Here is an 11,798-nt window from a genome sequence, read left to right as displayed (position 1 = left end):
GTCCGTTCGCCGGCGGTGGCGGATTGATGTCGCCTCGCCGGACGTGCCCGCGCCATCCACACTCTGCGTATGTCCGATTACCAATTCTGCCCGCGCTGTGCCAAGTCTTTGATCGAACGAGCCGACGTCGATACGGATGGCGGCCTGCCGCGCCGGGCGTGTCCCGACGACACCTGCGGCTTCGTGCACTGGAACAATCCGGTGCCGGTCGTTGCCGCGATCGTCGAGTACGAAGGCAAGATCCTGCTCGCTCGCAACGCGGCCTGGGCCGAAGGGGTATTCGCGCTGATCACCGGCTTCCTCGAGAACGGCGAAACGCCCGAAGCGGGCATCGCTCGCGAGGTGCTCGAAGAGACGTCGCTGCACGTCGAGACGGCCGAGCTCATCGGCGTCTATGAATTCATCCGCAAGAACGAGCTGATCATCGCGTATCACGTGCGCGCGCATGGGGAGATTGCGCTGTCGCCGGAGTTGCTCGAATATCGGCTTGTCGAACCGGCGAAGCTGCGTCCGTGGCGCGCGGGCACGGGCCAGGCGCTAGGCGAATGGATGCGCCGCCGCGGCTTGCCGTTCGAGTTCGTCGAGAGGCCCGGGCAGTAGTCACGCCATGGGCGGCCGCGGCAGCCAGGAGACAGGCTGTGCGCGGGGTTGGTTTTCACGCGGAGCGAAGACTCGCCATGTCCTACATTTATTACCTGACCCACATCCATCTCGGCTACGATGCGCTCGGCGTGCTCGACTCGGAATGCGCGCGCGTCGGCATCAAGCGGCCGCTGATCGTCACCGATAAGGGCGTCGTCGCCGCGGGACTCGTGCGGCGCGCGCTCGATGCGCTCAAGCTCGGCGACGTGCCGGTCTTCGACGAGACGCCGTCGAACCCCACCGAGGCCATGGTGCTGGCTGCCGCGAAGCGCTATCGCGACGAAGCTTGCGACGGGCTGATCGCGGTGGGCGGCGGGTCGCCGATCGATCTGGCAAAGGGGGTCGCGATTGCGGCGACGCACGAAGGCAATCTGACCCAATACGCGACGATCGAAGGCGGCAGCGGCAAGATCACCGAAGCCGTCGCGCCGCTGATCGCGATACCGACGACTTCCGGCACCGGCAGCGAAGTCGCGCGCGGCGCAATCATCATCCTGAACGACGGGCGCAAGCTCGGTTTCCACTCGTGGCACCTGCTGCCGAAGTCCGCAATCTGCGATCCGGGTCTCACGCTCGGCTTGCCGCCGATGCTGACGGCCGCGACGGGCATGGACGCGATCGCGCATTGCATCGAGACGTTTCTCTCGGCGGCCTTCAATCCGCCTGCCGACGGCATTGCGCTCGACGGGCTCGAACGCGCCTGGGCGCACATCGAGCGCGCGACGCACGACGGCAGCGACCGGGCCGCGCGCTTGAACATGATGAGCGCGTCGATGCAGGGCGCGATGGCGTTCCAGAAGGGGCTCGGCTGCGTGCATTCGCTGTCGCATCCGCTTGGCGGCGTCGAGGTCGACGGACGGACATCGCTGCATCACGGGACGCTCAACGCGGTCGTGCTGCCCGCGGTGCTGCGCTTCAACGCGACGGCGGAATCGGTGGTGGCGGAGCGCCGTTATGCGCGCATGCGCCGCGTGATGGGGCTCGACGCCAACGCCGATCTGCCGCAGGCGCTGTTCGACATGACCGCGCGCCTCAAGCTGCCCACGGGGCTCGCGCAAATGGGCGTCGACGCCAGCGTGTTCGACAAGGTCATCCAAGGCGCGCTCGTGGACCACTGCCATAAGACGAATCCGCGCCTCGCAAGCGCCGAAGATTACCGGCGCATGCTGGAGGAGTCGCTTTGATCATGACCCAACCCAGCGCCGCGCCGCGCGCCGCCTATCCCCACTTCCTGACGATCCCGACGCGCTGGATGGACAACGACGTGTACGGGCACGTGAACAATGTCGTCTATTACAGCTACTTCGATACGGTCGTGAACGACTATCTGATTCGCGCCGGGGTGCTCGATTTCGAAGCGGGCGCGACGATCGGGCTCGTCGTCGAGACGCAGTGCAACTACTTTTCGTCGCTCGCGTTTCCGGACCGCGTCGAGGCGGGGTTGCGGGTGGCCCGGCTGGGCTCGACGAGCGTGCGCTACGAGGTGGGGCTCTTCAAGGAGGGCAACGACGAGGCGTGCGCTCAGGGGCATTTCGTGCACGTCTACGTCGACCGCCTGACGCGTCGGCCCGTCGCGCTGCCCGATGCGTTGCGCGCCGCGCTCGAACCGCTCGCCTAGGCGCGGCAGCACGTGCAGTCGTTCGTGATCGGGGCGCTGAACGGCATCAGCTACGGCATGCTGTTGTTCATGCTGTCGGCCGGGCTCACGCTGATCTTCAGCATGCTCGGCGTGCTCAACTTTGCCCACGCCAGTTTCTACATGCTCGGCGCGTACGTCGGCTATTCGATCGCGGCCGATGCGGGCTTCTGGGCGGCGCTCGTGGCGGCGCCGCTCATCGTCGGGCTCGCGGGCGCGGCGCTCGAACGATGGCTGTTGCGCCGCGTGCGTCCGCATGGCGCGTTGCATGAGCTGTTGCTGACGTTCGGCGTCGCGTATCTGCTGGCCGAGGCCGTCAAGCTCGTCTGGGGCTTGAGCGCGTTGTCGGCGAACGTGCCCGCCGCGCTCGACGGCACCTTCTTCACCGTGTATGGCGCCGCGATCTCGCGGTATCGCGCGTTCATGATGGGCGTGTCGGCCGCGATGCTGGCCGCGTTGTACGCGGTGCTGCGCGTCTCGCGGATGGGGCTCGTCGTGCGCGCGGCGCTCACGCATCCGCAGGCGGTCGAAGCGCTCGGCCACAACGTGCCGCGCGTGTTCACGCTCGTCTTCGCCGTCGGCACGGCGCTCGCCGCGGCGGCCGGCGTCATCGGCGCGCCGCTGTTCGTCATCGAGCCGGCGATGGCCGAATCGATCGGCTCGGTCGTGTTCGTCGTGGTGGTGATCGGCGGACTGGGGTCGCTTGGCGGGGCGCTGGCCGCCTCGCTTGTCGTCGGATGTCTGCAGACGTTGGCGGTCGGCAGCAGTGCGTCGCTTGGGTCGCTCGCGGCGTTAGCCGGAGCGTCGCTGCCGCAGGCGTGGGCCGGGCTGACGGTGGCGCAGCTTGCGCCGCTCGTGCCGTATGGGCTCCTCGTCGCGATGCTTGCCGTGCGGCCGCGCGGCCTTTTCGGGCAGCGCAGCGACGATGCGTAGCGCGCAGAAAGAATCGCCGTCGCAACGGCGGGCGAGAGCGTCTTTGATGGCCGCGTGTGCCGCCAACTGGCGAAGCGCGCTGCCATGGATTGCGTTGACCGCTTGTCTCGCCGTGCCTGCACTGGTCTCGCGCGAAAGCTGGCTGCTCGCGTTTCTCGCGCAGACCGCGACGATGATCGTCTTCGCGCTCTCCTACAACCTGCTGCTCGGCGAGACGGGGCTGCTCTCGTTCGGTCATGCGGCCTACGCGGGTCTGGCCGCGTTCGCCGCCGCGCAACTCTTCAATCGCTTCGGTTTCGCGCTGCCGTATCTGCCGCTGGTCGGCGGGCTCGCGGGGGCGCTCTTTGGCGCCGTGTTCGGCTATGTCGCGACGCGGCGCGCGGGCACGGCGTTCGCGATGATCACGCTCGGCATCGGCGAGCTTGCCGCGGCGGCGGCCTGGACGCTGCCCGACTGGTTCGGCGGCGCTGCCGGGGTGCCGATCGACCGCGCCGCCGGTCCTCACTGGGGCGCGTGGAGCTTCGGGCCGGCGCGCGAGGCGTACGTCCTGATTGCCGCGTGGTGCGTGCTGGCGTGCGTCGCGATGTTCGTGCTGTCGCGCACGCCGCTCGTGCGGCTCGCGAATGCGGTGCGCGACAACCCGGTGCGCGTCGCGGCGCTCGGCACCGATCCGCGGCGCATTCGCTACGCGATGACCGTGCTGTCGGCTTTTTTTGCAGGCGTGGCGGGATCGCTCGCGCTCGTCAATATCGAGCTGGCGTCGGCCGAAGGCGTGGGGATGGCGCGTTCGGGAGCGGTGCTGATTGCGACGGTGATCGGCGGCAGCGGTGTCTTCTTCGGGCCGGTGCTCGGCGCGGTGACGCTCACGTTTTTCAGCGTCGCGCTCGCGAGCATCACGCGTGCGTGGCAGTTCTATCTCGGTCTGTTGTTTGTCGTCGTGGTGATCGCGGCGCCGGACGGGCTCGCGGGCTTGGCGGCGCGCGGCGCCGCCCGCTTCGGCTGGCGAGCGTTTTGGCCGCGAGCCGTGGCGGCCTTGGCGTGGCTGGCTGCGCTCGTAGTGGCCGTCGAAGCGGTCTACGCGCGGCAGTTCGCGGCGGATACGGGCGGCGTGTTTCGCATCGGCGCGCTGGCGCTGCAGGCCGATTCGCCGCGCGTGTGGGGGGCGGTGGCCGTGTTGGCCGGCCTCGGGTGGGTCGCGCTCAGTCGCGCGCGTCGCGCGGCGACCCACACAAGCCAATCAGGCAGCACGGAGACCGAACGATGACGCACGCGCTCGTCCTCTCCGGCGTCGAAAAGCGCTTCGGCGCGACGCAAGTGCTGTACGGCGTCGATCTGTCGATCGAAACCGGCGAGCGCCATGCGCTGATCGGCCCCAATGGCGCGGGCAAGTCGACGCTCTTCAATCTGATCGCCGGCGCCTTGCGGCCTTCCGCCGGGCGCATCGAGCTGAACGGCGCGAACATCACGGGCCGCGCGCCGTACGCGATCAGCCGCCACGGCCTGGCGCGCAGTTTCCAAACGACGAGCGTGTTCCCCCGTCTCACGGCCTTCGACAATCTGCGTTGCGCCGCGTTGAGCGGAGCGCCGCGTGGCGCGCGCTGGCGCAATCTCCTCGCCGGTTCGCGCGCGATCGACGAGCGCGCACGCGGCGTGCTCGAGGCCGTCGGCCTCGCGGCCTGCGAGCACAGGCTGGCCGGCGCACTGAGCTACGCGCAACAGCGCGCGCTCGATCTTGGGATGGCGCTCGCGAGCGGCGCGCACACGCTGCTGCTCGACGAGCCGACCGCCGGCATGAGCCGCGACGAGGCGCGCGATGCGCTGGCGCTGATTCGCGCGACGACGGCGGGCAAGACGCTGCTGATGGTGGAGCACGACATGGAGGCCGTGTTCGGCTTGGCCGACCGCATCTCGGTGCTCGTGCGCGGCCGCATCATCGCGACCGGCACGCCGGACGCCATTCGCGCCGACGCCGCGGTGCGCGAGGCCTATCTCGGACCGGCGGCAGCACGATGAGCGCGCTCGTCGACATCCGCCATCTCGACGCGTGGTACGGCGCGAGCCAGGTGCTGTTCGGCGTCGATCTGCAAGTGGACGCGGGCGAAATCGTCGCGCTCGTCGGACGTAATGCGTCGGGCCGTTCGACGCTGGCGAAAGCGATCGTCGGGTTGGTGCGCGCGCGAGGGACGATCCGTTTTGCGGGCCGCGAGCTGGTCGGGCTGCGGACGTTCGAAATCGCGCGCTTGGGGCTGGGCTACGTGGCCGAGCAGCGCGACGTGTTTCCCGCGCTGACCGTCGAGGAGAACCTGCAGCTCGGCGTGATGCCGGGCGAGCGCGGGCGGGCACGCCGTTTCGCGGCCGACGACGCCTACGCGCTGTTTCCGATCCTGGCGGAGCGGCGTGCCGCGAAGGCTGGGGCGTTGTCGGGCGGCGAGCAGCAGATGCTGGCGCTCGCCCGCGCGCTGATGGGCGAGCCGCGCTTTCTGATCGTCGACGAGCCGGCCGAAGGGCTTGCGCCGCAGGCGGTCGAGCGAGTCGGCGCGTGCTTGAGGCAATTGAGCGCGCAAGGCGTCGCGATTTTGCTCATCGAGCAGCGGATGCAGTTCGCGCGCGATCTGGCGACGCGCGCAGCCGTGATCGGCGGCGGCCGTATCGTCTACGAAGGTCGCTTCGACGAACTCGACCGCGCGACGGTCGACGCGTGGCTCGCGCCGGGCTGATGAGTCCGGCGCCACGATCGGAATCAGGGCATCAGGTTGGCGGCTTCTCGATGATCCACTCGTGCGCGGGATCGTTCTTGAAGTGCCAGACGCGCTCGCGCCCGGCCATCACGTTGAGGTAGTACGAGTCGTACCCATAGGGCACGACCACGGGGTGGTAGCCGCGCGGCACCATCACGACATCGTGGTCCTCGACCGCCATCGATTCGTCGATATCGCGCAGGTCCGTATAGACGCGCTGGAATGCGAACCCTTGAGGCGGATTGAGGCGGTGGTAGTACGTTTCTTCGAGCGAGCTTTCGAGCGGCACGTTATCGGTGTCGTGCTTGTGCGGCGGATAGCTCGACGCGTGTCCGCCCGGGGTGCGCACCTCGACGACGAGCAGCGACTCGGCCGGCTCGGATTGCGGAAGGATGTCGCAGACGTAGCGCGTATTCAGGCTCTTGCCACGCACCGACCGCGTCATCTTCGCGGGCTCGATCAGCCGCACGGGGTAGCGTCCTTCGGCCGGCGCGGTCGCGACGCCGACTTCGGCGTCGCGCTCCGCGCGAACCGTCGTGCGCACGTTCGGCGGCAGATAGACGGCGTAGGGGGCCGAGTCTTCGAACACGCTGTCGCGCGAGCCGAGGCCCGTCCATTTCTGATCGCCGGTGTCGATCGACACCGCGCCTGTGAGCACGACGATGCACGCTTCGCGCGCGCCTTCGTAGACGTACAGCACCTCGTCTTTTTCGAGCCGGTACGCGGCGAACCCGACGTACCGCCACATCGCCGATTCCGGCGTTACGCGCGCGATCGTCTGACCTTCGCGTTGTGCCTTCACTAGTAAGCTCATGCTGCCTCCATACCGGCATCGAACGGCGCATCGACGAGCGCGCGCAGCGTCCGATAGCCCTTTTGCGCGTATTCGTAACTGCGCGCGATGACCGGGTCCTGCTCGGCTTCGACGACGAGCCAGCCGCGATAGCCGTGACGTTTCAGCCTGTCGATGATCGCCGGAAAATTCACCGCGCCGTCGCCGGGCACCGTGAACGCGCCGGCGATGACCGCATCGAGAAAGCTCCAGTTGCGGTTGCGCGCGAGCTTGATCACCGCGGGCCGGACGTCCTTGCAATGCACATGGCACACGCGCGCGATGTGCTTGTCGAGCATCTCGAGCGGGTTGCCCCCCGCGAACGTGATGTGCCCGGCGTCGAACAGAAGGCCGACCGCGTCGCTCGTGCGCGCCATCAGTTTGTCGACGTCGTCGGCCGTCTCGACGTAGGCGCCCATATGATGATGATAGGCGACGCGCACGCCCTGGCTAAGCGTGTAGCGCGCGAATTTTTCGAGGCGCTCGGCGTAGGCGTCCCATTGCGCGTTCGTGAAAAAGCGCGGGCGCTGGTAGAGCGGCCGCGGCGCGCCCTGGATCGAATTTTCGACCTCGCCGTAGACCATCACGGTCGCGCCGTTCTTCGCGAGCAGCTCCAGGTGCGGGCCGACCGCTTCGATCTCCTCCTCGGCGCTGCGGCCCGCCAAGCGCCCCGAATACCAGCCGGAGACGAGCGACAAATCGTATTGCTTGAAGAGCGCCTTCAGCGCCTCCGGCTCGCGCGGGAATTTGTTGCCGAGCTCGAAACCCTCATAGCCGATCTGGCGGCCTTCGGTCAGTGCGACTTCGAGCGGCGTCTCGCCGCCGAGCGACGGCAGGTCGTCGTTCATCCATGACAGCGGATTGATGCCGATGCGTACTTCGAATGCGTTCATGCGAGCGATCCTCAGAATAATTCGTAGCGACGCGCCAAGTTGCCGGTGAAGCGCTCCCGGGCTTTGGCGCGATGGGTCTTCCGTGCTGCGTTAGCCGTTTCGCTTCGTATCGCCTTCAATCCGCCGGGCAACCTCTTTGTCGTAGGCTTCGCGCGCTGCGCGCACCGCTTCGCGCGTCGACACTTCCGGCACGGCGACTTCCCACCACCAGCCGCCGTCGTCGGTCGTGCGGGCGCCGTCGGTATCGATCACGACGACATAGGTGCGGTCCGCCGCGCGGGCGCGCTTCATCGCCGCTTCGAGTTCGGCGACATTCGCGACGTGTTCGCCGAGCGCGCCGAGCGAGCGCGCGTGCGCGGCGAAATCGATCGCCGGCGCACCGAGCGGGCCCTGCGTGCAGTCGTCGAACATGTTGTTGAACGGCGCGCCGCCGCAGGCTTGCTGCAAGCGGTTGATGCAGCCGTAGCCGCGGTTGTCGAGCACGACGACGATGAGCTTCGCGCCGAGCATCACCGACGTCGCGATTTCGCTGTTCATCATCAGATAGCTGCCGTCGCCGACCGTCACGATGACTTCGCGCTCGGGCCGCGCGAGCTTGGCGCCCAAGCCGCCTGCGATCTCGTAGCCCATGCACGAGTAGCCGTATTCGACGTGATACGCGCCCGGGCGGCCCGCACGCCAGAGCTTGTGCAGCTCGGCGGGCAGGGTGCCGGCGGCGCACACGACGATGTCGTCGGCGGCCGATTGCGCGAGCCCGCCCTCGGCCGAGCGCTGAACCGCGCCGATCACGTCGGCGTCGTACGGCAGCACGCCGGCTTGCGCCGGGGTGTTCGTGCGGGTCGCGACCGTGTCGCGCCATGCGTTGGCCAGCGAGGTGGCGCGCGAGGTCCACTCGGCGCTTGCCTTCCAGTCGGCCAGGCGCGTACCGAGTGCGTCGAGCGCGCGGCGCGCATCCGCTTGCACGATGTGCGCGCGCGCTTTGAGGCCGTCGAACGCGTTGGCGTTGATGCCGATTACGTCGGCCTGCGTGAAGAGCGTGTTCGACCCGGTCGTGAAGTCCTGCAGCCGGGTGCCGACAGCGAGCACGCAGTCGGCTTCATGCGCGAGCGCATTCGCGGCGGACGAGCCCGTCACGCCGATCGCGCCCGCGTTGAGCGGGTGATCCCACGGCAGCGCGCCTTTGCCCGCTTGCGTTTCGCCGACCGGGATACCGTGCCGCTCGGCGAATGCGCGCAGGGCATCGGGCGCGCCGCGGCTGTACAGTGCGCCGCCGCCCGCGACGATCATCGGCTGCCTGGCGATCGTCAGGCGCGTGAGCGCCGCTTCGAGTTCCTCTTCGACCGGAGCGCCCGCATGGAACGTGACGGTGCGCGGCTCGAAGAAATCGGCCGGATAGTTGTAGGCCATCGCCTGCACGTCTTGCGGCAGGGCGAGCGTGACCGGGCCGCACAGCGCGGCATCGGTCAGGACGCGCAGCGCGCGGGGCAGGGCGGTCAAGAGCTGCGCCGGATGGACGATGCGGTCGAAGTAGCGCGACACGGGCTTGAACGCGTCGTTTGCGGAGATGCCGCCGTCGTGGAAGTCCTCGATTTGCTGCAGCACCGGGTCGGGCGCGCGCGAGACGAACACGTCGCCCGGCAGTAGCAGGACCGGCAGGCGGTTCACGTGCGCAAGCGCGGCGGCCGTGACGAGATTCGTGGCGCCGGGGCCGATCGACGTCGTCACGGCCATCATCCGGCGGCGGAAATGCGCCTTGGCGTAGGCGATCGCGCTGTGCGCCATCGCCTGCTCGTTGTGCGCGCGGTAGGTCGGCAGCTCGTGCCGGTATTGATACAGCGCTTCGCCGATCCCGGCCACGTTGCCGTGGCCGAAGATCGCGAACACGCCGCCGAAGAGCGGCTCGGTGCGCGCGCTGCCGTCTTCCGCCGCGACGCGTTGCGCCGCGAGATAGCGCACGAGCGCTTGCGCGGCGGTCAGGCGGATCGTGGTGCCTTGATCGGCCTGCGCCGAGGGAGCCGTGGCCGAAGTTGCCGCGTCATGGTGCAACGCGCGTTGGTTCATGCCGCCTCCTGGCGAACGCCGTGATGCGCCGCAGCTTGAGTACCCGTGCGGCCGCCTTTGGCCTTGCGCCACGCCGCGATCAGCGTCTCGAACGTCTTGCGCACGTTGGCGATGAGTTCGGCATCGCCGATCTCGCCCGCGAGCCACGCGCGGCTCGGCTCATGATGGATCGTGCGGCCGACGGTGAAACCCTTGCAGCTTCGCGACGCGGCCGCCGCCCCGAAGCCTTCGATCAACTGCTCGGCCGGCGCCGACAAACCCAGCAGCACGACGCCGCGGCAATACGGATCGCGCTCGGCGATCAGCGCATCGATCGCCTGCCATTGCGCCGCCTCGAGCGGCGCGAGCTTCCACCACTCGGGATAGATGCCGATGTTGTAGAGACGCTTGAGCGCGCGGAACACGGTGTCCGGCTCGCTCGGCAGATCGGCGCGCTTCGGCGGGATCACTTCGAGCAGCAGTTCATGGCCGCTCGCCTGCGTCGCATCGTAGAGCGCGCGCAATTGCGCTTCCTGCTCGAGCCGCTGCTCGATGGGATCGTCCGGGTGGTAGTAGACGAGACACTTGACCACGTGCTCTTGCGGCCAACTGATGAGCGACGTACCGATCGAGCGGCCATGGTCGAATTCGAGCGGTGCCGAACCGGGCAGCTCCACGGGGCGGCCGATCCACCAGCCGCGTCCGGTGGCGGCGTTCAGCGCGTCCTGGCCGTAGCGGTCGTCGATCAGCACGCCGATGCGGCCTTGCAAGCCGAGCGCGGCTTCCGTTTGCGCGACGGCTTCGACGAACAGGCCCTTCAACGTTTCGATGCGTGATTCGCTCGCGCCGGTCTGCTGCGCAAGCTCGAAGAACTGGTTGCGATGGTCGAACGCGAAGCCGAGCACTTCGTCCCACTGCTTGCGGGCAGGGGTGACGCGATGCAGGCGCGCGAGCGTCGTGTCCTTGTCGGGACGCCGCATGCGCTGCGGATCGGCGGCCGCGGCGTTCAGGAAGTAGTCGAGCTCGGCCGGCGTCGGCATGGCGGGCGCGCAGCCGTGGCGCGACACGACGAGCGCGCCGCTCGCATTCGCGGCGCGTGCGCAGTCTTCGAGCGGCCGGTCGCGCAGCCACCCCGACAGGAAGCCCGATGCGAACGCATCGCCCGCGCCGAGCACGTTCAGCACTTCGACCTCTACGCCGCCGTGAATCGGCGCATCGTCGATCGAGGCGGGCACCGCGCCTTCGACGATCGAGCAGCCGAGTGGACCGCGCTTGACGACGAGCGTCGCGCTTGTCACCGCGCGCACCATCGCGAGCGCGTCGATGAGTGCGTGCTTGCCGCCGGCGATGCGGAATTCTTCTTCGGTGCCGATCACGAGATCGAAGAGCGGCAGGATGCGCTGCAAGTGCGCCGTCACGCTTTCGTTCGCGACGAAGCGGGTTTCGCCGTCGGCCTTGCCGGTGAGGCCCCACAGCACCGGCCGGTAGTCGATGTCGAGCACGGTGCGCACGGTGTTGCGGCGTGCGTATTCGAGCGCGCGACGGCTCGTGCGGTTGACCTGTTCCGTGGAGAAGTGCGTGCCCGTGATCAACAGCGCCTTCGACGACGCGATGAACGCCTCGTCGAAATCGGCTTCGTCGACGGCCATGTCGGCGCAGTTCTCGCGGTAGAAGACGAGCGGGAACGTATCGCGGTCCTCCAGCCCGAGCAGCACGAGGGCCGTGAGACGGTCGCGATCGATGCGCGTATGGCTCACGTCGCAGCCTTCCTTCGCGAGCGTCTCCGTCAAAAAGCGCCCCATATGATCGTTGCCGACGCGCGTGAGCATCGCCGATTTCAACCCGAGCCGCGCGCAGCCGAACGCAATGTTCGCCGACGAGCCGCCTAGGTACTTCGCGAAGCTCGTCACGTCTTCGAGACGCGCGCCGACTTGCTGCGCGTAGAGGTCGACCGCGAGCCGTCCCAGGCAGATGATGTCGCGCTCGCGGCCGGCCGCGAAGCGGCTCGGTTCCGGCGCTGGCTCGACAGAGCGCCCGGTGGTGGGGTCGGTGGTGAGTGCCATGGTCTTTCCTGGAAGTCGGTT

11 protein-coding genes are annotated in these 11,798 nt (G+C 68.4%); 7 read left to right on the top strand and 4 right to left on the bottom strand.

Going from position 1 to position 11,798, the window contains the following annotated elements:
* Positions 1–69: 69 nt before the first annotated feature.
* The 7 genes from FAZ95_RS13495 (at position 70) to FAZ95_RS13465 (ending at position 5,928) form a co-directional block, all read left to right on the top strand.
* A complete protein-coding gene (locus tag FAZ95_RS13495) occupies positions 70–600 on the top strand; it encodes an NUDIX domain-containing protein (RefSeq protein ID WP_137332924.1) in 531 nt (176 codons plus the stop codon).
* Positions 601–677: 77 nt separating this feature from the next.
* Positions 678–1,826, top strand: a complete 1,149-nt coding sequence (gene gbd / locus FAZ95_RS13490) for a 4-hydroxybutyrate dehydrogenase (RefSeq protein WP_137332923.1) — start codon at positions 678–680, stop codon at positions 1,824–1,826.
* Positions 1,827–1,828: 2 nt separating this feature from the next.
* The gene (locus tag FAZ95_RS13485) at positions 1,829–2,260 is read left to right on the top strand and encodes an acyl-CoA thioesterase (protein ID WP_137332922.1); all 432 of its coding nucleotides are present in this window, start codon (positions 1,829–1,831) and stop codon (positions 2,258–2,260) included.
* A 12-nt stretch (positions 2,261–2,272) separates the two neighbouring features.
* On the top strand, positions 2,273–3,211 hold the full coding sequence (locus FAZ95_RS13480) for a branched-chain amino acid ABC transporter permease (RefSeq protein ID WP_137332921.1): 939 nt from the start codon (positions 2,273–2,275) through the stop codon (positions 3,209–3,211).
* Positions 3,212–3,257: 46 nt separating this feature from the next.
* Complete coding sequence (locus FAZ95_RS13475) at positions 3,258–4,475, top strand: branched-chain amino acid ABC transporter permease (RefSeq protein ID WP_254699696.1); 1,218 nt, start codon at positions 3,258–3,260, stop codon at positions 4,473–4,475.
* Positions 4,472–5,224 carry an ABC transporter ATP-binding protein gene (locus FAZ95_RS13470; protein WP_137332919.1) on the top strand — a complete coding sequence of 251 codons (753 nt, stop codon included), beginning with the start codon at positions 4,472–4,474 and terminating at the stop codon, positions 5,222–5,224. The genes FAZ95_RS13475 and FAZ95_RS13470 overlap by 4 nt, the downstream gene beginning before the upstream one ends.
* Positions 5,221–5,928 (top strand): ABC transporter ATP-binding protein, encoded by a 708-nt coding sequence (locus FAZ95_RS13465; RefSeq protein ID WP_137332918.1) that lies wholly within the window; start codon positions 5,221–5,223, stop codon positions 5,926–5,928. Before FAZ95_RS13470 ends, FAZ95_RS13465 begins: the two co-directional genes overlap by 4 nt.
* 31 nt (positions 5,929–5,959) lie before the next feature.
* Here FAZ95_RS13465 and iolB read toward each other — a convergent pair whose 3' ends face one another.
* From iolB to FAZ95_RS13445, 4 genes are all read right to left on the bottom strand, one after another.
* Positions 5,960–6,763 (bottom strand): 5-deoxy-glucuronate isomerase, encoded by an 804-nt coding sequence (iolB, locus tag FAZ95_RS13460; RefSeq protein WP_137332917.1) that lies wholly within the window; start codon positions 6,761–6,763, stop codon positions 5,960–5,962.
* The gene (gene iolE / locus FAZ95_RS13455) at positions 6,760–7,674 is read right to left on the bottom strand and encodes a myo-inosose-2 dehydratase (RefSeq protein WP_137332916.1); all 915 of its coding nucleotides are present in this window, start codon (positions 7,672–7,674) and stop codon (positions 6,760–6,762) included. Before iolE ends, iolB begins: the two co-directional genes overlap by 4 nt.
* 90 nt (positions 7,675–7,764) lie before the next feature.
* Positions 7,765–9,735: a 3D-(3,5/4)-trihydroxycyclohexane-1,2-dione acylhydrolase (decyclizing) gene (iolD, locus tag FAZ95_RS13450; RefSeq protein WP_137332915.1), complete on the bottom strand. Its 1,971-nt coding sequence runs from the start codon at positions 9,733–9,735 to the stop codon at positions 7,765–7,767.
* On the bottom strand, positions 9,732–11,777 hold the full coding sequence (locus FAZ95_RS13445) for a bifunctional 5-dehydro-2-deoxygluconokinase/5-dehydro-2-deoxyphosphogluconate aldolase (RefSeq protein WP_137332914.1): 2,046 nt from the start codon (positions 11,775–11,777) through the stop codon (positions 9,732–9,734). Before FAZ95_RS13445 ends, iolD begins: the two co-directional genes overlap by 4 nt.
* Positions 11,778–11,798 lie beyond the last annotated feature (21 nt).

It is taken from the genome of Trinickia violacea (genome assembly GCF_005280735.1).
Lineage (GTDB): Bacteria > Pseudomonadota > Gammaproteobacteria > Burkholderiales > Burkholderiaceae > Trinickia_A > Trinickia_A violacea.
Note: the sequence above shows the minus strand (reverse complement) of the source record. Positions and strands in the feature narration are given on the sequence as shown.

Bases quoted from the DNA above. Each gene is read 5' to 3' on its own strand.
- FAZ95_RS13495 (WP_137332924.1), top strand. From the start codon at position 70: ATGTCCGATTACCAATTCTGCCCGCGCTGTGCCAAGTCTTTGATCGAA.
- gbd (WP_137332923.1), top strand. From the start codon at position 678: ATGTCCTACATTTATTACCTGACCCACATCCATCTCGGCTACGATGCG.
- FAZ95_RS13485 (WP_137332922.1), top strand. From the start codon at position 1,829: ATGACCCAACCCAGCGCCGCGCCGCGCGCCGCCTATCCCCACTTCCTG.
- FAZ95_RS13475 (WP_254699696.1), top strand. From the start codon at position 3,258: ATGGCCGCGTGTGCCGCCAACTGGCGAAGCGCGCTGCCATGGATTGCG.
- FAZ95_RS13470 (WP_137332919.1), top strand. From the start codon at position 4,472: ATGACGCACGCGCTCGTCCTCTCCGGCGTCGAAAAGCGCTTCGGCGCG.
- FAZ95_RS13465 (WP_137332918.1), top strand. From the start codon at position 5,221: ATGAGCGCGCTCGTCGACATCCGCCATCTCGACGCGTGGTACGGCGCG.
- iolB (WP_137332917.1), bottom strand. From the start codon at position 6,763: ATGAGCTTACTAGTGAAGGCACAACGCGAAGGTCAGACGATCGCGCGC.
- iolE (WP_137332916.1), bottom strand. From the start codon at position 7,674: ATGAACGCATTCGAAGTACGCATCGGCATCAATCCGCTGTCATGGATG.
- iolD (WP_137332915.1), bottom strand. From the start codon at position 9,735: ATGAACCAACGCGCGTTGCACCATGACGCGGCAACTTCGGCCACGGCT.
- FAZ95_RS13445 (WP_137332914.1), bottom strand. From the start codon at position 11,777: ATGGCACTCACCACCGACCCCACCACCGGGCGCTCTGTCGAGCCAGCG.